Annotated in this window: 16 protein-coding genes; 6 read left to right on the top strand and 10 right to left on the bottom strand. The window is 71.2% G+C overall.

The genetic code is table 11. The features are described from left to right. Positions 1–38 precede the first annotated feature (38 nt). The 7 genes from murD to rsmH form a co-directional block, all read right to left on the bottom strand. Positions 39–1466, bottom strand: a complete 1428-nt coding sequence (gene murD / locus OHA03_RS22635; RefSeq protein WP_267005620.1) for a UDP-N-acetylmuramoyl-L-alanine--D-glutamate ligase — start codon at positions 1464–1466, stop codon at positions 39–41. Next, entirely contained in the window at positions 1463–2533 is a 1071-nt protein-coding gene (gene mraY, locus OHA03_RS22630) for a phospho-N-acetylmuramoyl-pentapeptide-transferase (RefSeq protein ID WP_030972903.1), read from the bottom strand. Before mraY ends, murD begins: the two co-directional genes overlap by 4 nt. Next, complete coding sequence (gene murF, locus OHA03_RS22625) at positions 2530–3936, bottom strand: UDP-N-acetylmuramoyl-tripeptide--D-alanyl-D-alanine ligase (protein ID WP_267005619.1); 1407 nt, start codon at positions 3934–3936, stop codon at positions 2530–2532. Before murF ends, mraY begins: the two co-directional genes overlap by 4 nt. Positions 3937–3940: 4 nt before the next feature. Continuing rightward, on the bottom strand, positions 3941–5533 hold the full coding sequence (locus OHA03_RS22620) for a UDP-N-acetylmuramoyl-L-alanyl-D-glutamate--2,6-diaminopimelate ligase (RefSeq protein WP_267008127.1): 1593 nt from the start codon (positions 5531–5533) through the stop codon (positions 3941–3943). A 165-nt stretch (positions 5534–5698) separates the two neighbouring features. After that, positions 5699–7681 carry a penicillin-binding protein 2 gene (locus OHA03_RS22615; RefSeq protein WP_267005618.1) on the bottom strand — a complete coding sequence of 661 codons (1983 nt, stop codon included), beginning with the start codon at positions 7679–7681 and terminating at the stop codon, positions 5699–5701. 4 nt (positions 7682–7685) lie between these two features. Continuing rightward, positions 7686–8279, bottom strand: a complete 594-nt coding sequence (locus OHA03_RS22610) for a septum formation initiator family protein (protein WP_267005617.1) — start codon at positions 8277–8279, stop codon at positions 7686–7688. Positions 8280–8319: 40 nt separating this feature from the next. Next, positions 8320–9285, bottom strand: a complete 966-nt coding sequence (gene rsmH, locus OHA03_RS22605) for a 16S rRNA (cytosine(1402)-N(4))-methyltransferase RsmH (protein ID WP_267005616.1) — start codon at positions 9283–9285, stop codon at positions 8320–8322. 379 nt (positions 9286–9664) lie between these two features. On the opposite strand from rsmH, the gene OHA03_RS22600 reads away from it, so the two are divergent. From OHA03_RS22600 to OHA03_RS22585, 4 genes are all read left to right on the top strand, one after another. Beyond that, a complete protein-coding gene (locus OHA03_RS22600) occupies positions 9665–10228 on the top strand; it encodes a carbonic anhydrase (RefSeq protein ID WP_267005615.1) in 564 nt (187 codons plus the stop codon). Positions 10229–10467: 239 nt separating this feature from the next. After that, the gene (locus OHA03_RS22595) at positions 10468–11523 is read left to right on the top strand and encodes a MoxR family ATPase (RefSeq protein ID WP_267005614.1); all 1056 of its coding nucleotides are present in this window, start codon (positions 10468–10470) and stop codon (positions 11521–11523) included. Continuing rightward, complete coding sequence (locus tag OHA03_RS22590; RefSeq protein ID WP_267005613.1) at positions 11523–12911, top strand: DUF58 domain-containing protein; 1389 nt, start codon at positions 11523–11525, stop codon at positions 12909–12911. Before OHA03_RS22595 ends, OHA03_RS22590 begins: the two co-directional genes overlap by 1 nt. After that, positions 12908–15307, top strand: a complete 2400-nt coding sequence (locus OHA03_RS22585; protein ID WP_267005612.1) for a DUF3488 and transglutaminase-like domain-containing protein — start codon at positions 12908–12910, stop codon at positions 15305–15307. Before OHA03_RS22590 ends, OHA03_RS22585 begins: the two co-directional genes overlap by 4 nt. A 258-nt stretch (positions 15308–15565) precedes the next feature. On the opposite strand, the gene OHA03_RS22580 is transcribed toward OHA03_RS22585, so the two are convergent. The 3 genes from OHA03_RS22580 to OHA03_RS22570 form a co-directional block, all read right to left on the bottom strand. Then, positions 15566–15958 carry a DUF3040 domain-containing protein gene (locus tag OHA03_RS22580; RefSeq protein ID WP_267005611.1) on the bottom strand — a complete coding sequence of 131 codons (393 nt, stop codon included), beginning with the start codon at positions 15956–15958 and terminating at the stop codon, positions 15566–15568. A 316-nt stretch (positions 15959–16274) separates the two neighbouring features. Continuing rightward, positions 16275–17033, bottom strand: coding sequence for a methyltransferase (locus tag OHA03_RS22575; RefSeq protein ID WP_030919297.1), 759 nt, complete (start codon positions 17031–17033; stop codon positions 16275–16277). 103 nt (positions 17034–17136) lie between these two features. Beyond that, a complete protein-coding gene (locus OHA03_RS22570; RefSeq protein WP_267005610.1) occupies positions 17137–17685 on the bottom strand; it encodes an SAV_6107 family HEPN domain-containing protein in 549 nt (182 codons plus the stop codon). Positions 17686–17850: 165 nt separating this feature from the next. Here OHA03_RS22570 and OHA03_RS22565 point away from each other — a divergent pair, with 165 nt between their 5' ends. Then, positions 17851–18705, top strand: a complete 855-nt coding sequence (locus OHA03_RS22565) for an ATP-binding cassette domain-containing protein (protein ID WP_267005609.1) — start codon at positions 17851–17853, stop codon at positions 18703–18705. Then, positions 18677–20764, top strand: coding sequence for a YhgE/Pip domain-containing protein (locus OHA03_RS22560; protein WP_267005608.1), 2088 nt, complete (start codon positions 18677–18679; stop codon positions 20762–20764). The genes OHA03_RS22565 and OHA03_RS22560 overlap by 29 nt, the downstream gene beginning before the upstream one ends. The last annotated feature ends 5 nt before the right edge of the window (positions 20765–20769 follow it).

Below are 20769 nucleotides of genomic sequence, written 5' to 3'. Positions count from 1 at the left end.
CGGTTCTCCGGGACAGTACGGCGCGGCGGCCGGGCCCGTCAGGCGCTCTCGTCGGCGAGTGCGCGGACCGCGTCCGCGAATGCCTCGCCCCGCTTGTTGTAATTGGCGAACATGTCCATGGAGGCACAGGCCGGGGCCATCAGTACGGTGTCTCCCGGCCGGGCGAGCCGTGCCGCCTCGCGGACCGCCTCGGACATCGCCCCAGTGTCGGTCCGGTCGAGGTCGACGACCGGGACCTCGGGGGCGTGTCGCGTGAGGGCTTCGTGGATGAGTGCCCGGTCGCGGCCCATCAGCACGACGCCGCGCAGCCGCTTCGCGGCCCCGCTCACCAGCTCGTCGAAGGTGGCGCCCTTGGCGAGGCCGCCGGCGATCCAGACGATCGGGTCGTACGCCGCGAGGGAGGCCTCCGCAGCATGGGTGTTGGTGGCCTTGGAGTCGTCGATGTATGCGACTTCGGCGACGTCCGCGACATGCTCGATGCGGTGCGCGTCGGGACGGAAGGCCCGCAGCCCGTCCCGTACCGCCCTGGGCTCGACGCCGAACGCGCGGGCCAGCGCCGCGGCCGCCAGGGCGTTGGCGATGTTGTGCGGGGCGGGCGGGTTGACGTCACCGACCTCGGCGAGCTCCTGGGCCTGCTTCTGCCGGTTGGTCACGAAGGCCCGGTCGACGAGGATGCCGTCGACGACGCCCAGCTGGGACGGGCCAGGGGTCCCGAGGGTGAAGCCGATGGCGCGGCAGCCCTCCTCGACGTCCGCCTGCCGGACCAGGTCCTCGGTGGCCTTGTCGGCCGCGTTGTAGACGCAGGCGATCCGGTTGCCCTCGTAGATCCGGCCCTTGTCCGCGACGTACGCCTCCATGGAGCCGTGCCAGTCGAGATGGTCGGGCGCCAGGTTGAGGACGACGGCGGAGTGGGCGCGCAGCGAGGGCGCCCAGTGCAGCTGGTAGCTGGAGAGCTCGACGGCGAGTACGTCGTACGTCTCGTCGCCGAGCACCGCGTCCAGCAGGGAGACCCCGATGTTGCCGACGGCCGCTGTGCGCAGCCCGGCCGTCTCCAGGATCGAGGCGAGCATCCGTACGGTCGTGGTCTTGCCGTTGGTGCCGGTGACCGCGAGCCAGGGGGCCGGTTCCCTGCCGTCGTGGCCGCGCAGTCGCCAGGCGAGCTCGACGTCGCCCCAGACCGGGACGCCCGCCTCGGCGGCTGCTGCGAACAGCGGCTTGTCGGGCTTCCAGCCGGGGGTGGTGACGATGAGCTCGGTGGACTCGGGCAGGGTCGCCCCGTCGCCGAGGCGCACGGTGATCCCCTGCGCCTCCAGCTCGGCCGCCTGTGCGCGGGAACGCTCGTCGTCCCCGTCGTTGACCACGGTGACGACGGCGCCGAGGCCGTGCAGGACACGGGCGGCGGGGATACCGCTGACACCGAGCCCGGCGACGGTGACGTGCTTGCCCTGCCAGTCCTGGTTGCTCACTTGGCGGCTGCCCACCCTGCGTAGAAGAGACCGAGTCCGACGATCACGCACATGCCCTGGATGATCCAGAAACGGACCACGACAAGGACTTCGGACCAGCCCTTGAGTTCGAAGTGGTGCTGGAGCGGCGCCATCCGGAAGACCCGCTTGCCGGTCATCTTGAAGGAGCCGACCTGGATGACCACGGACATGGTGATCATCACGAAGAGGCCGCCGAGGATGGCCATCAGGAACTCGGTGCGGGAGCAGATCGCGAGACCCGCGAGCGCGCCACCGAGTGCCAGCGAACCGGTGTCACCCATGAAGATCTTGGCGGGCGAGGTGTTCCACCACAGGAAGCCGAAGCAGGCACCCATCAACGCGGAGGCGACGACCGCGAGGTCGAGCGGGTCGCGGACCTCGAAGCAGGCGTTGGGGTTGGTCAGGGTGACCGCGTTGGCGCAGGACTCCTGGAACTGCCACAGCCCGATGAAGGTGTACGCGCCGAAGACCATCACGGAGGCACCGGTGGCCAGACCGTCCAGACCGTCCGTCAGGTTCACGCCGTTGGACATGGCGAGGATCATGAACAGCGCCCAGACCACGAACAGCACCGGGCCGATCGACCAGCCGAAGTCCGTGACGAACGACAGCTTGGTGGAGGCCGGGGTGTTGCCGCGGCCGTCGGCGAACTGGAGCGACAGCACCGCGAAGGCGATGCCGACGATCAGCTGGCCGGCCATCTTCGCCTTGGCCCGCAGACCGAGCGAACGCTGCTTGACGATCTTGATGTAGTCGTCGAGGAACCCGACAAGACCCATGCCGGTCATCAGGAACAGGACCAGCACACCGGAGAAGCGCATCTGCTCGCCGGTGATCACCTTCGCCAGGACGTACGCCATCAGCGTGGCCAGGATGAAGGCGATGCCGCCCATGGTGGGCGTGCCCTTCTTGCTGCCGTGGCTGCGCGGGCCGTCATCACGGATGAACTGCCCATATCCCTTGCGGGCCAGGAGCTTGATCAGCAGCGGGGTACCGACCAGGGTCAGGAAGAGCCCGATGGCCCCCGCGAAGAGGATCTGCCTCATCGGCCGGTGACCTCGCCCTCGGTCGAGTTCTCCAGCAGTGCCTGGGCGACCTTTTCCAGGCCGGCCGACCGGGACGCCTTCACCAGCACGACGTCTCCCGCGCGCAGTTCACTGCGCAACAGGTCGACGGCAGCCTGTGCGTCGGACACGTGCACCGACTCCTCACCCCACGAACCCTCGTTGTATGCGCCCAGTTGCAGCCAGGAGGCTTCTCTGCCCCCGACCGCGACGAGCTTGCTGACGTTGAGCCGGACGGCGAGCCGTCCGACCGCGTCGTGCTCGGCGAGCGAGGCGTCGCCGAGCTCGGCCATGGGGCCGAGCACCGCCCACGTACGCCGGCCCTTCCCCATGGCGACCAGCGCGCGCAGCGCTGCTCGCATGGATTCGGGGTTCGCGTTGTAGGCGTCATTGACGAACGTCACGCCGTCCGGACGCTCGGTGACCTCCATGCGCCAGCGGGAGAGGGTGCCCGCCTCGGAGAGCGCTTCGGCGATCTCGTCTGCGGACAGGCCCAACTCATGGGCGACGGCGGCCGCGGCGAGCGCGTTCGACACGTGGTGCTCACCGTACAGGCGCATGGTCACATCGCTGCACCCGGTGGGTGTGTGGAGCGTGAAAGCGGGGCGGCCGTCGTCGGTGAGACGGACCTTCTCTCCCCGTACGTCCGCATCCGCGGCTTCGCCGAAGAGCAGCACCCGGGCCTTCGTACGGGAGGACATGGCGCGCACGAGCGGGTCGTCGGCGTTGAGGACGGCGACCCCGTCCTCGGGGAGCGACTCGACCATCTCGCCCTTGGCGATGGCGATCTGCTCGCGGCCGCCGAACTCGCCGATGTGTGCGGTGCCGACGTTGAGGACGAGGCCGATCCGCGGCGGGACCAGGCCGGTGAGGTAGCGGATGTCGCCGATGTAGCGCGCACCCATCTCGAGGACGAGGTGCTCGGTGCTCTCGGTGGCGCGCAGGGCGGTGAGCGGCAGTCCGATCTCGTTGTTGAGGTTGCCCGCGGGGAAGACGGTGGGGCCCTTGCGCTCCAGGAGCTGGGCGATCAGGTCCTTGGTGGAGGTCTTGCCCGCGGAGCCGGTGAGGGCGACGACGGCGGTGCCGAGCCGTTCGACGACGGCCCGGGCGAGAGCACCGAGCGCGGCCAGGACGTCGTCGACGACGATCGCCGGGACGCCGACGGGGCGCGCGGCCAGCACCGCTGCCGCGCCCGCCTCGACGGCGCGCTGCGCATAGTCGTGGCCGTCGACCCGCTCGCCGGCGAAGGCGACGAACAGGCTGCCTTGCTCCACCGCTCGGGAGTCGATGACGACAGGCCCGCTGACGGCCGCTGCCGGATCCGGTATGTCGTACGACTGCCCGCCGACGATATCGGCGATCTCGGCGAGGGTAAGGGCGATCACTTGGTCATCCCTGACTGTTGTTCTCGTGGGTGTGGGCGAGGTCCGGGGTGTCCTCGGGGGCGTCGTCGGCGCTCTCTTGCCCCAGGGACCGGGCGATGGCGGCGCGCAGCACCGTACGGTCGTCGAAGGGGCGTACCACTCCGTGGATGTCCTGGCCCTGTTCGTGGCCCTTGCCGGCGATCAGCACTGTGTCACCGGGCCGGGCGCGGGCGACCGCGGTGGCGATGGCGGCGGCCCGGTCGGCGTCGACCAGGACCTCGCCGCGTTCGTGGACGGGCACCTCGGCGGCGCCCGAGAGCATCGCGGTGAGGATGGCCAGAGGGTCCTCGGAGCGGGGATTGTCGGAGGTCAGTACGGCGGTGTCGGCGAGCCGGGCAGCTGCCGCCCCCATCGGTCCGCGTTTCGTCGTGTCGCGGTCGCCGCCGCAGCCGAGCACGATGTGCAGTTTGCCCTCGGTGACCTTGCGCAGGGAGCGCAGGACGGACTCGACGGCGTCGGTCTTGTGCGCGTAGTCGACGAGCGCGAGGTACGGCTGTCCGGCGTCGACGCGTTCCAGCCGGCCGGGGACTCCGGGGACGGCGGCGACCCCGTCGGCCGCGGTCTGCGGGTCGACGCCCGCGACGGCCAGGGTGACGATCGCGGCGAGGGTGTTGGCGACGTTGAACGGGCCGGGCAGCGGGGCCCTGGCGCTGATCCGCTCACCCTTGGGGCCGACAACGGTGAAGGTGGAGCCCAGCGGGCCGACTTCGACGTCCTCGGCGCGCCAGTCGGCGTCCAGGTGGCCCTCGGCGGAGAAGGTGACGACCGGAACGGACGCCCCGGTGATCAGCCTGCGGCCGTACTCGTCGTCGAAGTTGACGACGCCCCGCCGGCTGCGCTCCGGGGTGAACAGCTGGGCCTTGGCCGCGAAGTAGTCCTCCATGCCGGAGTGGAACTCCATGTGCTCCGGGCTGAGGTTGTTGAAGACGGCGACGTCGAAGACGCAGCCGTCGACCCGGCCGAGCACCAGCGCGTGGCTGGAGACCTCCATGGTGACCGCGTCGACGCCGCGCTCGCGCATGACGGCGAACAGTGCCTGGAGGTCGGTCGCTTCGGGGGTGGTGCGCTCGGACTTGATGCGCTCGTCGCCGATCCGCGTCTCGACGGTGCCGATCAGACCGGTGCTGCGTCCGGCGCCCCGGAAGCCGCCCTCGATGAGATACGCGGTGGTGGTCTTCCCGGACGTTCCGGTGATGCCGATCTGCAGGAGGTCGGCGCCCGGCCGCCCGTAGATCTCCGCGGCGAGTTCGCCCATCCGGCCGCGCGGGTTCTCGGTGACCAGCACCGGCAGTCCGGTGGCGGCGGCGCGCTCGGCGCCCGCCGGGTCGGTGAGGACCGCCGCCGCGCCGAGGCCGGCCGCCTGGGCGACGAAGTCGGCGCCGTGGAGGCGGGCGCCGGGCAGCGCCGCGTACACATCGCCGGGCCGTACCGCCCGCGAGTCATGGGTGATCCCGGTGACCTCGCCGGGTCCGGGCGATTCGACTCCCAGCCGGGCTGCCAGCTCGCCGAGGGTGGTCGGCCGGAGCCGATCCGGGCGGGGCGCTCCCGGGTAGTTCACAGGGGCGTCCTTCTGGATGGTTTGGGACTGTTCAGCGTGGGGCACGGCGGTGAGCGTACCGGGCGCACCCGGCCTCCCGCGAAGTGAGGGGGCCGCTCCCGGGTGGTTCCCGTTCCGGTTCCCGGGATCGGGGGTGATGGTTGTCACTGGCTGATTACCCCGAGTTCACTCGCCGGGCTGGAAGGACACCGGCAGGCGGGCGGACCTGCTGCCGGACGGTGCGGTCTGGAGCGTCTTCAGCGCGAACTCCATGACCTGTTTGTAGATGGGACCGCAGATCTGGCCGCCGAAGTAGCTGCCCTTCGTCGGATTCTGGATCGCGCAGTAGACAGTGATCTGCGGGTTGTCGGCGGGCGCGAAGCCCGCGAAGGACGCGGTGTAGCCGTGGTATCCACCGCGGACCGGATCGACCCGGTTGGCCGTGCCGGTCTTGCCCGCGACCCGGTAGCCGGGGATACGGGCCTTGGTACCGGTGCCCTCCTCGTCACCGACCACCGACTCCAGCATGCTCGCGAGCGATTTCGCGGTCTTCTCGCTGATCACCCGGGTCTGTCCGGGGGTGGTCGCGGGGGTGAAGCGGCCGTCGGCGCCCTTGGTGCCGCGGACCAGGGTGGGCTGGATCCGGACACCGCCGTTAGCGATCGTCGAGTAGACCGAGGCGGCCTGCATGGCGTTGAGCGAGAGTCCCTGGCCGAACGGGATCGTGTACTGCTGCGAGGTCGACCAGTCCTGCGGCTTGGCGAGGATGCCGGGCGTCTCGCCCGGGTAGTCCAGTCCGGTCGGGCTGCCGATGCCGAATTTGCGCAGGTACGAGTAGAGGACCTTGTTGGCCTCTGCCTGCGTCTTGCCGAGCTGTCCGGTGGCCAGGATGGTCCCGATGTTGCTGGACTTGGCGAGTACGCCGTTGAGCGTCAGGTACCAGGTGGAGTGGTCGATGTCGTCCTTGAAGAGCCGGTCGCCGCGGTGGAGCCGGTTGGGGACGGTGACATGGGTACCGGGGGTGGCCACGCCCTCCTCCAGGACGGCGGCCATGGACATGACCTTGCTGGTGGAGCCGGGTTCGTACACGTCCTGCACGGCCGCGTTCCCCAGCGACGCCGCGTCGGCCTGCGAGAGGTCGTTGGGGTCGAAGCCCGGGGCGTTGGCCATGGCGAGGACCTCGCCGGTCCTGGTGTTCTGCACGATCACATAGCCGCGGTCCGCCTTGGACTTCTTCACCTGGTCCGAGATGGCCTTCTGGGCGGCCCACTGGATGTCCCGGTCGATGGTCAGCTCGATGTCGGAACCGGCCACGGCCGGGACCTCCTTGGTGCCCGCGGTGGGCACCCGGCGGCCGCCGGACTGGGCGTACTTGATCTTGCCGTCCTCGCCCGCGAGCTCCTTGTCCAGCTGCGATTCGAGGCCGCCCGCGCCCTTGCCCTCGGCGTTGACGTAGCCCAGTATCCCGGCGGCCAGCCCACCGTTGGGGTAGACCCGTTTGGTGGTCGCCTCCTGGAAGATTCCGGCCAGCACGTTGGCTCCGGGGCCGCCGTTCACCCTGTCCTTCTCGGCCTTCTCGGCGAAGACGGACTTGAGGTCCTTGATCTGCTTCCAGACCTGTGGGGTCTGTCGGCGGGCCAGGACGGCGTACCGGCTCTTCGGCTTCGACAGCTTCTTCGTCAGCTCTTCGGCGTCGACGCCGAGGATGGGGGCGAGGAGGGCCGCGGCCTGCTGCGGGGCGTCCGGCGCCTTGCTGTCCTCGGGCGTGAACATCTTGGGGTCGGCGGTGATGTCGTACGCGTCGACGCTGATGGCCAGAGCGATGCCGCTGCGGTCGGTGATCTCACCGCGCTCGGCGGAGATCGTGTACTCGAGGTAGCGGTTCTCCTCGGCCTTGGCCGCGTACGCGCTGGCGTCGACGGCCTGGACCTGGAGGAGCCGGACGACGAACGCCAGCATGACGAGCGTCAGCCCCAGGCTGACCAGGCGGAGCCGGGGGCGCGGGCTGCCGAGGCGCAGCGGGCGCGCCGACGGCCCCCGCGGGGCGCGGCCGCGTGGGACCGGCGACGGGCGACGGGCGGCGGGCCGGGGACGGCCGGAGCCCGCTGCGGCGCTGCGGGGGCGTGCGGGGCCGGGGACCCGGCGGCGCGGCGGTTCCTTCGAGGGCACTGCGTCACCTGCCGGGGCTGGTCGAGGACTGGTGTGCCGGGGTAGGCGGTTGCGCGAGCGGGACTGCCGAGGTGCTGGGCTTGGTGGCGAGCGGGGCTGCCGAGGTGCTGGGTTTGGTGGCGGGCGGGGCCGGGGACGTGGCGGAAGCGGACGGCGCGGCCGGGGGCGGTACGGATTTCGACGGCGAGGCACCGGCAGGCGGCGCGGCCGCGGGCGCCCGGGTCCGCTGGGCGACGGCCTCGGAGGGGACGCCGCGGACCGTACCGTCCGGGTTGAGGAAGGCGGGACTACCGCCGGGCACCATGCCGAGCTCGCGGGCCCGCCGCTCCAGTGCGTCCGGCTCGGAGCGGCCGTCGACGTCGCGCTGGAGGGCCTGCTCCTCGTCGGTGAGATCAGTGGTCCGCTTCTTCAGTTCGCTCAGCCTGAACGATCCCTCGTTGAGTGCGGAGTTCAGCAGCAGCAGGGTGATCAGGCCGCCGCCGAGGAGCAGCACGACCAGCAGGACGAAGGGCGTACGGGCCGCACTGCTGGACCCGGAGGGCATCAGCCGGGCCAGCCGCGCGGCCCGCCCCTTGAGCTGTCCGGCCGGTCCGCTCACCGCGTCACCTCGGCCTCTCCCGGTGCCGTACCGGCTGCGCTCATCGCTCCTCCTCGCGGATCCGCTGGGCGCCGCGCAGCCGGGCGGGGGCGGCGCGCCGGTTCTCGGCGACCTCCTCCTCCGTGGGCAGCTCCGCACCGCGGGTCAGGAGCTTCAGCCGCGGCTGATAGCGCTCGGGGACGACGGGCAGTCCGGGCGGCGCCGTATTGGCCGCGCCTGCCGCGAACACCTGCTTGACCAGCCGGTCCTCCAGCGAGTGGTACGACAGGACGGCGATCCGGCCGCCCACGGCGAGGGCCTCCACGGCGGCCGGGATCGCCCGCTCCAGGACGGAGAGCTCGCCGTTGACCTCGATGCGCAGCGCCTGGAAGGTCCGTTTGGCGGGGTTGCCGCCGGTGCGCTTGGCGGCCTGCGGCAGTGAGTCACGGATCAGCTCGACCAGCCGGGCGCTGTTGCTGAACGGTTCCTTCTCCCGCTCGCGCACGATCGCGGAGACGATCCGCTTGGCCTGCTTCTCCTCTCCGTACGCACGCAGGATCCGGACGAGCTCGCCCGGCGGGTAGGTGTTGAGGACCTCGGCCGCACTGATGCCGGTCGTCTGGTCCATCCGCATGTCGAGCGGGGCGTCCTGGGCGTACGCGAACCCGCGGTCGGCCTCGTCCAGCTGCATGGAGGAGACCCCGAGGTCGAACAGGATGCCCTGGACCTTGGGGACGCCGAGCCGGGCGAGCACCTCGGGCAGCTCGTCGTAGACGGCGTGCACCAGCGTGGCCCGGTCACCGTACGGGGCGAGCCGCTCGCCGGAGAGCCGCAGCGCCTCCTTGTCCCGGTCCAGCGCGATCAGCCGGGCGGACGGGAAGGCGGCGAGGAGGGCCTCGCTGTGGCCGCCGAGACCGAGGGTGCAGTCGACGACCACGGGCTCTTGCGGACTCGGCACCTCCAGAGCCGGGGCCAACAGGTCCAGGCATCGCTGGAGCATCACCGGGACGTGTCGGGTCTGGCTCATGCGCCCTCTCAGGCTCAGGTCCCGTGTGGCTGCACGTACGGCCTGGTCCCCGCCCGCTCGGAAGGGGAGGTCCGCCGGCGCCGGGGAAGTGGCGTCGGCCGACCGGCGAGCGGGAGAGGGCCGGGCCGTACGTACGCCGCGCACACAGGGGAAATCTTCGGAATGTGCAAGGTGTCGGTAACTTCCCGTCACTTTAGTCCACCCTGCCATTCGATCGATTCCCGATCAATCAACCCGGTAGCGCGTCGGCCCGCCCTCTCTTCACTCGGTCGAGTGAGCTGGCCAAGGCCTGTGGGTTACCTCACAACAAGCCTCGTTGACGTTCTTTGTCCCTTCTCACAGCACGCCAGGGTGATCTGCGAGAGCTAACGTCATATCCATGTCGACTTCCGCGCAGTCCCCTGCTCAGCACCCCGCACCCGCTGCCGGCCGGGCCCGCACCGGCGGTACGGTCACCGACCGCCTGGTCGAGGCGAACATCAGTTACGCGGCCGAGTTCGACGATCCCGGCATGGACGCGCGGCCGGTGCTGCAGGTCGCCGTGGTCGCCTGCATGGACGCCCGGCTCGACCTCCACGACGCGCTCGGCCTGGCGCTCGGCGACTGCCACACCATCCGCAACGCGGGCGGCGTGGTCACCGACGACGTCATCCGCTCGCTGACCATCAGCCAGCGGGCGCTCGGCACCCGCAGCGTCATACTCATCCACCACACCAACTGCGGCCTCGAGTCGATCACCGAGGAGTTCCGCCAGGAGCTGGAGGCGGAGGTCGGCCAGCGGCCGGTCTGGGCGGTGGAGGCGTACAAGGACGCGGATCAGGACGTACGGCAGTCGATGCAGCGCGTCCGCACCTCGCCGTTCCTCCCGCACACCGATGACGTCCGCGGCTTCGTCTTCGACGTGACCAGCGGCTTGCTGCGCGAGATCCACCCCGTCAGCTGACGCTCGCGAGTTTTTTCCGGGCACCGAAAGTACCCCCGACCCTGACATTTCGCACCCACTTATCCACAGGCGAGTGACACGAAGCGGTAACGGCAACAAGAATGCGGGTGTGACATCCCACCGGACCGTTCCGGAGGGTGTTCGTTTTTCGGGGTGGCCGGGCCAACTACAGCGCATCGGCCCGTGAATGGGGTATCCCCTGCTCCTTGAGAGCGTGGGGCAGGGCCGAGGAGGGCCGGGTGACGACCTATGACGATCGAGCGAGCCTCACAGATCTGACGACCACAGCGGAGCGGGTGCGCAGGTCGGTGGAGGCTGTGATCGAGGGCAAGCCTGAGGTCGTTCGGCTTTCGCTGACCGTGTTGCTCGCAGAGGGGCATCTCCTCATCGAGGATGTCCCCGGGGTGGGCAAGACCATGCTGGCCAAGGCGCTCGCGCGGTCGATCGACTGCTCGGTGCGGCGCATTCAGTTCACACCGGACCTGCTGCCTTCCGACATCACCGGTGTGTCCATCTTCGACCAGCAGCGGCGCGAATTCGAATTCAAACCGGGCGCGATCTTCGCCCAGATCGTGATCGGCGACGAGATCAACCGCGCCTCGCCCAAGACCCAGTCCGCGCTGCTGGAGTCGATGGAGGAGCGCCAGGTCACCATCGACGGGCACAGTTACGAACTGCCGGACCCGTTCATGGTGGTGGCCACCCAGAACCCGGTGGAGATGGAGGGCACGTATCCGCTGCCCGAGGCCCAGCGCGACCGGTTCATGGCCCGGGTGTCGATCGGCTATCCCAGCGCGGAGGCCGAGCTGCAGATGCTCGATGTGCACGGCGGGGTCTCGCCGCTCGACGATCTGCAGCCGGTGGCGCACGCCCACGACATCGTGAAGCTGATCGAGGCGGTACGGACGGTCCATGTGGCCGAATCCGTGCGGCGGTACGCGGTGGAGCTGGTCGGGGCCACGCGTGTCCACCCGGATCTCAGACTCGGCGCCTCGCCGCGCGCCACGTTGCATCTGCTCCGCGCGGCAAAGGCCTCGGCGGCGCTGAGCGGGCGGGACTACTGCCTGCCCGACGATGTGCAGGCGCTGGCGGTCGCGGTGCTCGCGCACCGGCTGCTGCCCACCGCGCAGGCCCAGTTGAACCGTCGTACCGCGGAGCAGGTCGTGCTGGAGATCCTGCAGCAGACGCCGGTGCCGACCGCGGGTGGCGGTGCGGCCGTCCCGGCGCCGCCGCAGCACCAGCCGGGCCCCGTGATGTACGGCCGGCAGCAGCCGCCCGGCATGCGGCGGGTGTGATGGCAGCAGGGGGGCCGGCCGCGATGAACGACGGCGACGACAAGGGCGGGCTGCGGGCCGCGCTGGGCGGGCTCACCACACGCGGGCGGTCCTTCCTCGCGGCCGGGATCGCGGCTGCGGTCTGCGCGTATGTGCTGGGCCAGGGCGACCTGTTGCGGGTCGGGCTGCTGCTCGCCGCGCTGCCTCTGGTCTGCGTGACGGTGCTGTTCCGCACCCGCTACCGGGTCGCGGGCACCCGGCGGCTCTCCCCGTCCCGGGTGCCCGCGGGCACCGAGGCGCGGGTGCACCTGCGGATGGAGAACGTGTCGCGGCTGCCCACGGGGCTGCTCATGCTGCAGGACCGGGTGCCCTATGTGCTCGGGCCGCGGCCGCGGTTCGTGCTGGACCGGGTGGAGGCGGGCGGCCGACGCGAGGTGTCGTACCGGGTGCGGTCGGATCTGCGCGGGCGGTATCCGCTCGGACCGCTGCAGCTGCGGTTGAGCGATCCGTTCGGGATGTGCGAGCTGACCCGCTCGTTCAGCGCGTACGACACCCTGGTCGTCATCCCGCGGACCGAGCCGCTGCCGCCGGTCCGGCTGGCGGGCGAGGCCTCCGGGTACGGCGAGGGGCGGCAGCGCGCGCTGGCACTGGCCGGTGAGGACGACGTGATTCCGCGCGGCTACCGGCACGGCGACGATCTGCGCCGGGTCCACTGGCGCTCCACCGCGCGCTACGGCGAGCTGATGGTGCGCCGCGAGGAGCAGCCGCAGCGGGCCAGATGCACGGTGCTGCTGGACACCCGGCGGTTCGCCTACCAGGGGACCGGGCCCGACTCGGCCTTCGAATGGGCGGTGTCGGGGGCCGCGTCCGCACTGGTGCACATGCTGGAGCGGGGCTTCGCGGTGCGGCTGCTGACCGACGACGGCAGTTCGGTGCCGGGCGAGGGCGAGGGCGGCTTCGCCGGCTCGACCCACGAGTCCGCCGACTCGGCGGGACTGATGATGGACACGCTCGCGGTCGTCGACCACTCCGACGGGGGCGGCCTTTCGCGGGCGTACGACGTGCTGCGCGGCGGCAACCAAGGGCTACTGGTCGCCTTCTTCGGCGATCTGGACGAGGAACAGGCGGCGGTGGCGGCCCGGATGCGGCAGCGCAGCGGCGGCGCCGTCGCGTTCGTGCTGGACAGCGATACCTGGGTGCAGGGAGAGTCGCACGACGCCGCTGTCGCGGGGGCGGAGGAGCGGCTGCGGCTGCTGCGCGAAGCGGGCTGGACAGCGGTCCTGGTGAAGCCCAGGGCCGATCTCGCCGAGCTGTGGCAGCTGGCGGGGCAACAGAGCGCCGTGACGCAGTCCGCCCTGTCGGGCGGCGTCACGGGCGGTACGACAGGTTTCACCGGGGGATGGTCATGAGCGGTCGTGGTCGGCTGGCGCTGTGCGCCTTTGCGGCGACACTGTTGGCAGCGGGTTCGATGCTGCCCCTGGTCGACCCGGCCGCCTGGATCGTGCAGGCCGCATTCCTGCTGGCGATCCAGAGCGGGGTGGGCGCACTCGCCCGCCGGGTGCCGTTGCCGCGGCTGCTGATCGTCACGGTGCAGTTCCTGGTCACTCTGGTGCTGCTGACCGTGGTGTTCGCCCGGGGGCAGGCCCTGATCGGTTTCCTGCCCGGTCCCGAGGCCGTCCAGCGGCTCGCTGACCTGCTCACCGCGGGTGCGGACGATGTCGGGAGGTACGCCATCCCGGCGCCCGCGACGGACGGCATCCGGCTGATGCTGGTCGGCGGTGTGCTGCTGATCGGTCTTGCCGTGGACACTCTCGCGGTGACGTTCCGCAGCGCGGCTCCGGCAGGGCTGCCTCTCCTCGCGCTCTACTCGGTCGCCGCAGGACTGTCCGGTGGTGCGGGCCGGCTGTGGTTCCTGCTGGCGGCCGCCGGCTATCTACTCCTGCTGCTGGCCGAGGGCCGGGACCGGATCTCCCAGTGGGGGCGGGTCTTCGGTGGTACGGGTCGGTCACCGAACGGTCTGGCGGCCGGTCTCGACATGTCGGGCGGCCGGCCGCTCGCCCCGGTCCGCACCGGGCGGCGGATCGGTGCGCTGGCGCTGGGGATCGCCCTGGCCGTACCGACGTCCGCGCTCAACGGCGGTTGGCTGGCCGGTACGGGGACCGGGTCCGGCAAGGGCGGGGGCGGTGGCACGATCTCCGCGGTGAACCCGCTGGTCTCGCTGCAGAACGATCTGAACCAGCCGGAGAACCGGGAGGTGATGTCGTACCGCACCAATTCCGGCAGCCCGCAGGACTTCTACCTGCGGATCCTGGCCCTGGACCAGTTCACCGGTGGCGAGTGGCGGCCCTCGCGGCGCAGCCTGCAGGACGTGCCGAAGCGGCTCCCCAACCCGGATGGCCTGGCCGCGGACGTCGCCGTCACGGAGATCAGGTCGAACATCTCCGCGTCCCGTTCGTACCAGCAGACCTACCTGCCGCTCCCCTACCCGGCGACCGAGATCAAGATCGGCGGGCACTGGCGGTACGAGCGCGCGGGACGCACCCTCGTCGGAGACCGCGGCCAGACCACCCGTGGGGCGCAGTACGAGGTCTCCAGCCTGGTGGTCCAGCCGACCGCGGATCAGCTCGCCGCGGCGGGCCCGGCGTCGGCCGCGATGCGGCGGGAGTACACCCAGGTACCCGGCTCGCTGCCGAAGGTGGTCAAGGAGACGGCGGAGCAGGTGACGAAGGGCGCCGCCAACAACTACGAGCGAGCGGTGAAGCTGCAGAATTTCTTCGCCCTGGACGGCCGCTTCAGCTACGACACCTCGGTGACCTCGGGCACCGGCTCGGCCGCGATCGGCCGGTTCCTGAAGGCCAAGCGGGGCTTCTGCGTCCACTTCTCGTTCACGATGGCCGCGATGGCGCGGACGCTGGGCATTCCGGCCCGGGTCGCGGTGGGCTTCACGCCCGGCACCGCGCAGTCGGACGGTTCGGTGTCGGTGGGGCTGCGCGATGCGCACGCCTGGCCGGAGCTGTACTTCGAGGGCATCGGCTGGACCCGCTTCGAGCCGACCCCGACGCGGGGCAGTACGCCCGAGTACACCCTGCCGGACGCCCCCACGGGCGGCTCGGCCAACCCGAGCCGTCCGCAGGCGAGTACCTCGGCCGCGCCGTCGGCCGCGCCGTCCGCGTCGGACAGCTGCCCGCCGCAGCTTCGCAGGCAGGGCGAGTGCGGCTCGTCGACGGCGCCGGGCGCCGCGACTCCGAAGGACCCGGGGACGCCGGTCGGCACCGTCGTCTGGGCGGTTCTGGCGGTCCTGCTGGTGCTCGCGTTGCTGCTGCTGCCGTTGCTCTGGCGGGTTCGGGTGCGTACGCGCAGGCTGAACTCGCCCGCGGGACGTACGCCGGCGGATGCCACCGCCAGAACGCTGGCGGCCTGGCGGGAGATCACTGACACGGCGTGGGACCACGGCATCGGCCCCGACGATTCGCTGACCCCCCGCAAGGCGGCAGCGCGGATGGTACGGCTGGGGCGGCTGGACACCGACGAGGCCGCTGCCGTGCACGGGGTGGCAGGGGCCGTGGAGCAGGTGCTGTACGCCCCGCAGCCCCGGGCGGCCACCGGGCTCTCCGAGGACGTGGAGACGGTGCGGAACGGGTTGCGGGCCTCCGCCGACCGCTTCGCCCGGATCCGCGCGGTGGTGGCACCACGCTCGGCCGTTCGGGTGATCTGGGCGGCGTCCGAAAGCTGGTCCGCGCTCATCGGCCGGTGGGCGGCGCGGTGGCGCAGGTTGCCGCCGTGGCCGTCCCGCCAGCGGGGCTGAGGAGCGGGCGCGGCCACCGGGCCGCGCTCCCTCCTCGTCGCCGGACGGACGGGCTCGATGTTTCGGCCCGTCCAGGGGGAGGAGCAAACGCCGTGAGCGGCATGGGCCGCTGCCCGGTGGGAGGACCTTCGCCTGCCCTTGGGGCCGTGGGGGAAATCGAAGGGCGGTGCCGCCGGGCCGCGCAAGCGGTGCGCAGACATGGCTGAGGGGCGGCCGCGGGAATGCGGCCGCCCCTCACCAGTACACGTTCGGAAGCGCTTACTGACCCTGCTCGTCACGGCGGCGCTGCCACCGCTGCTCGATCCGGTTCATCACGGTTCGGCGTTGCCTGGGGTGTCGGCGCTCGCCCTTGCCTCCGGGCGCCTGCTGCTCGCCGGGCTTGGGCGCCTTGCGCCAACCGGTGACCGCAAGGACCGCGCAGCCCAGCATGACGAGGAATCCCACCACGCTGATCCAGATCTGCTGGGCGACCATTCCGGCCATGAGGAGCGCGATACCCACCAGGAAGCCAGCGACCGCCTGGTAGACCCGTCGCCGGGTGTACGTACGCAGCCCGCTTCCCTCGAGCGCTGTCGCGAACTTGGGATCTTCGGCGTACAGCGCTCGCTCCATCTGCTCGAGCATTCGCTGCTCGTGCTCCGAGAGCGGCACGGAGTCCTCCTCGTCGTCGGCCGCGGGGGGCGGCCGGTATGCGGCCCTTCCAGGATAGGCAGGGATTCGCCCCCGTGAAACCCGCCCTGTTCGCCAATCAGCCAGTCCGGGCCGCCACAACGGCTCAGCTGCTGAGGCGTAGATTCCCCAACATCCGATCCGTCATGCCGGATGGTGTCCCCCGATCATACGGTGACTGCGCCCCGATCGGGGGGCCTGTGGCGTACTCCATCTGCAGCTGCGTTGCTGATCAGCCGCGCTGCCGCCGCACTTCGGCCCGGTCCGGCACTGCCGGCAGCCAGGCCCCGGCCGCGACTCAGGCGCGCTTGGTGCCCAGAACGTGCAGCTGGGTCGCGACCGAGCGGAACGCCGGCAGTTCCGCAACCGCAGTCTCCAGCTTGAGCAGTGCCTCCATCGCGCCGGGCTCGGTGTCCACCAGAACACCCGGTACGAGGTCGGCGAAGACCCGCACACCGTGGACCGCGCCGACCTCGACGTCGGCTGCGGAGACCAGCTCGGTGAGCTGCTCCGCGGTGTACCGCCGGGGCACCGGGTCGCCTGCGCCCCAGCGGCCCGCCGGGTCGCTGAGCGCCTGCCTGGCCTCGGTGAAGTGACCCGCGAGCGCCCGGGCCAGGACGGCGCCGCCGAGTCCGGCGGCGAGCAGGCTGAGCTCACCTGACGGGCGGAGTGCGTCGACAGCGTTGCGTACGCCCTCGGCGGGGTCGTCGACGTACTCCAGGACGCCGTGGCACAGCACCGCGTCGTAACCGCCGCGCTCGACCACCTCGAACAGGCCGAGGATGTCGCCCTGGACGCCTCGGACGCGGTCGGCGACCCCCGCCTCGGCGGCGCGGCGCTCCAGCGCGAAGAGCGCGTTGGGGCTGGGGTCGACCACGGTGACCCGGTGGCCGAGGCGGGCGACCGGCACCGCGAAGTTTCCGGTGCCGCCGCCGGTGTCCAGGACGTCCAGGGCGTCCCTGCCGGTCGCCTTGACCTGACGGTCGAGAGCATCCTTCAGGACCTCCCAGACCACGGCGGTACGGAGGGAGGCGCGGGGGCGCAGCTGATCCGACACGGCAGTTGACTCCTCGGCACGGTGCCGCCACTGACGGCGGAGCGTGAACGGTGCAGGTTGATGCAGGTGCTGTCCACCCTATTGCCTCGAGCAACCGCAGCCGTCATCCCGCGTCGGGCCGCTTCTGCCGGGCCTGAGGGAGCGTCGGCTGGAGCACCAGGAGCCGCTCCACCAGGCGCAGGAACATGGCCGCGTCGCGCAGCAGATCGTCGGCGTCGCGGCTGCTGGCCGCCCCCGGTATGCCCGCTTCCGCCCGGGCCCTCCTGCGGGCCCCCGAAGCGAACAGGGCGCTCCATTCGGTGAGCTCCGGGGCGATCTCCGGGAGGACTTCCCAGGCGCTGCGGATCCTCTCCCTGCGTCGCCTGGTCGTTTCGGGCCGGCCGCGGGCGGCGAGCACGGCGGCAGCGGTGCGCAGCGCGGCGAGATGAGCGGTGGCATAGCGCTCGTTCGGCACGGCGAGCACGGCAGCCTCTTCGAGGCCACCGCGGGCCTGGGCCAGCAGATCGAGAGCGGCGGGCGGCGCGGTGGTGCGGCGCAGCACCGGGTGGACGTCGTTCGCCGGGCCGTTCGAAGACGGGGCGGGGCCGGTCGGTGAGGGGGCAGGGCCGCCTGCGCGGCGCCGAGAGGCGGCAGCTGCGGACGAGTTGGCCATGACGAACCTCCTGTCGTCGTGTGACGGCTCCGTGGCCGTATGTATCCATCGTGGGGCCCACCACTGACAATCGACCTCGATCCGCCCCTGACCTGCCCTTTTGCCTCGTTCGCGAGTTCGAGCTATCTTTTTGTACTGACCAGTCAGTCTAAAAGGGGAGGGTCTGTGGACAGCCCGCACGGGGCAGCTGTCACCGCCGAGGACTTCGGGCTCAAGGGACCGCGCGGCTGGTCCTTCCGGGGCGTACGGCTCGACGCCCCACCCGGCGCCCTGGTCGCCATCGAGGGCCCGTCCGGCTCCGGCCGCACCTGCCTGCTGCTCGCCCTGACGGGCCGGATGCGCCCCTCCGAGGGCCGCGCCGAAGTGGGCGGTCTGCGCCTGCCGCGCCAGATGGCCGCCGCACGCAGGATCAGCGCGCTCGGCCCGGTGCCGGGAGTCAGCGAACTCGACCCGGCCTTCACGGTCGCCGAGCACCTGCGCGAGCGCGCCCTGCTGCAGCGCCGCTTCGACGGTTCGCTGTGCGCCCTGCTCCGCCCCCGCGCCGAGCGCACAGCCGCAGCCCGCGACCGGATCGACACGGCACTGGCCGCCGCCGGACTCGACCCGGCAACCCTGCCCAAGGCCGAGCGGACCTCCGTACGCGATCTGGAGCGGCTGGAGGCGCTGCGGCTGTCCGTCGCCCTCGCACTGATCGGTCGGCCGCGGCTGCTCGCCGTGGACGACACCGATCTCAAGCTCTCCGATGCCGAGCGCGCCGAGGCCTGGGAACTGCTGCGTTCCGTCGCCGACAGCGGAACGACCGTGCTCGCCGTCTGCAGCCAGGCGCCCGGGGGCGCCATCACCGTCCGCACGGACAACACGGCCACCACGGCCGCCACGAGCGTCTCAGACACCGCGGACGTCACAGAGGCAGACGCCACGGACGCCTCCGAGCCCGCAGAGGCCTCCGAGGCGACGACTACCGAGAAGACCACTGATGAGGGGACGGCCGATGCGTTCGCCGAAACTGGCCGCGCTTGAGCTGAAGCGTTTCGGCAGGGGCAGGCTGCCCCGCGCCGCACTCGTCGCGCTCCTGCTCCTGCCCCTGCTCTACGGCGCCCTGTACCTGTGGTCCTTCTGGGACCCGTACAGCCGCCTCGACAAGATCCCTGTCGCCCTGGTCGACAACGACAAGGGCGCCACCGCCGCCGGAAAGCGCATCGAGGCCGGGGACGAGATCACCGGCGAGCTGCTCGACTCCAAGATCTTCGAGTGGCACGAGGTGAGCTCCGCCCAGGCCGACCGGGGCGTCGAGGACGGCACGTACTACCTCTCGCTGACCATGCCGGCGGACTTCAGCAAGCGGATCGCGTCCAGTTCGGGTGACTCCCCCGAGACCGGTGCGCTGCAGGTGCGGACGAACGACGCCAACAACTACATCGTCGGGCAGATCTCCCGGACGGTGTTCTCCGAGGTCCGCACCGCCGCCTCGGTCAATGCCTCGCGCGGCTTCCTCGACCGGATCTTCATCTCGTTCTCCGACCTCCACGACGCGACGGCGAAGGCCGCGCAGGGCGCCGACGACCTCAAGGGCGGGATCGGCAAGGCGAAGAAGGGCTCGAAGGATCTCGCGGACGGACTCAAGGACGCCAAGTCCGGCAGCGGCCGGCTGGAGAGCGGAATCGCCAAACTGAACAAGGGCGCCGGCGACCTCGAAACCGGGTCCCGGCAGGTCGCCGACGGCACTCAGCTGCTCGCCGACAAGGTCAACGGGGTGGCGGCCGACGTCCGCCCGTTCCTGAAGGACAACGGCAGGACGATCGGCGACACCGCCCGGCTGGTCGCCGATTCCTCGCAGACCGTACGGGACAACCTCGACCTGCTGGTGAAGGCGGCGCCGACCGCGGCGACCGCCGCCCACGAGGCCTCCGACGATCTGGCCGACGTCTACCGCACCCGCTGCACGGAGCAGCTGCTCCCCGACCCCACCGTCTGTCCCCCGCTGAAGCGGGCCACGACCGCCGCGGCCGATGTCGCGAAGGTCGCCGACGATGTGAACGTACTGGTCAAGGACCAGAACGGGGATCTCAAGAAGCTGCGCGGACAGCTGGCGACCCTGCAGAAGCAGGCCGACGCCCTCGCCGAACGCTCCCCGCACCTCGACGAGGACCTGAAGTCCGCCGTCGCGAAGGTCAACGCGCTCAACACCGGAGCCCACAAGGTCGCCAAGGGTGCGGACGAGCTGCACACCGGCCTGGCCACCGCGAGGACCGGATCCGTCGATCTGAACACCGGCGTCGGCGAGTTGAAGAAGGGGGCGACCAGCCTGGACGGCGGGCTGATCCGGCTCGGCGACGGTTCGGCGACGCTCGCCCAGGGGCTGAACGACGGGGTCGGCAAGATCCCCGACTACGACAAGCAGGACCGCGACCGGCGCACCGATGTGATGGCCGACCCGGTGAAGCTCGCCTCCCAGTCGCTGCACAAGGCCCCCAACTACGGCACCGGGTTCGCCCCGTACTTCATCCCGCTCTCCCTCTGGGTGGGCGCGATGGTGGCATACATGCTGATCCAGCCGCTCAACCGGAGGGCGCTCGCCGCCGGGGCCTCCGCCTGGCGAATCGCCTTCGCGGGCTGGCTGCCGGTGGCCGCGATCGGTCTGCTGCAGGTCGCCGCCCTGATGTCCGTGCTGCACTGGGGGCTGGGACTGCAGATGGCCCACGCCGCCGGAACGATCGGCTTCCTCGCCCTTGTGACCTGCTGCTTCGGCGCGATCGTGCAGTGGCTGAACGCACGGTTCGGTGCAGCGGGACGGATCCTCGTACTCGCCGTGCTGATGCTCCAGCTGACCTCGGCCGGAGGTACGTATCCCGTCCAGACCAGCCCCGGCTTCTTCGGTGCGATCCACCCGTATCTGCCGATGAGCTATGTCGTCGAGGGGCTGCGCAGGCTGATCACGGGCGGCGGGCTCGGCCCGGTCTGGCAGGGCTGTGCGGTGCTCCTGGCGTTCACGGCGGGGGCGCTGGCCCTGACCGCGGTCGCCGCACGCCGCAAGCAGGTGTGGACGCTGGACCGGCTGCATCCGGAGCTGATCCTGTGAGCGCG

The organism is Streptomyces sp. NBC_00154 (assembly GCF_026342835.1).
Lineage (GTDB): Bacteria > Actinomycetota > Actinomycetes > Streptomycetales > Streptomycetaceae > Streptomyces.
The sequence above is the reverse complement of the archived record's forward strand: the minus strand, read 5'-3'. Positions and strand labels throughout refer to the sequence as shown.

Excerpts from the sequence above, each read along its gene's own strand:
- mraY (WP_030972903.1), bottom strand. The coding sequence starts at position 2,533 with ATGAGGCAGATCCTCTTCGCGGGGGCCATCGGGCTCTTCCTGACCCTG.
- rsmH (WP_267005616.1), bottom strand. The coding sequence starts at position 9,285 with ATGAGCCAGACCCGACACGTCCCGGTGATGCTCCAGCGATGCCTGGAC.
- OHA03_RS22600 (WP_267005615.1), top strand. The coding sequence starts at position 9,665 with ATGTCGACTTCCGCGCAGTCCCCTGCTCAGCACCCCGCACCCGCTGCC.
- OHA03_RS22590 (WP_267005613.1), top strand. The coding sequence starts at position 11,523 with ATGGCAGCAGGGGGGCCGGCCGCGATGAACGACGGCGACGACAAGGGC.
- OHA03_RS22585 (WP_267005612.1), top strand. The coding sequence starts at position 12,908 with ATGAGCGGTCGTGGTCGGCTGGCGCTGTGCGCCTTTGCGGCGACACTG.
- OHA03_RS22570 (WP_267005610.1), bottom strand. The coding sequence starts at position 17,685 with ATGGCCAACTCGTCCGCAGCTGCCGCCTCTCGGCGCCGCGCAGGCGGC.
- OHA03_RS22560 (WP_267005608.1), top strand. The coding sequence starts at position 18,677 with ATGCGTTCGCCGAAACTGGCCGCGCTTGAGCTGAAGCGTTTCGGCAGG.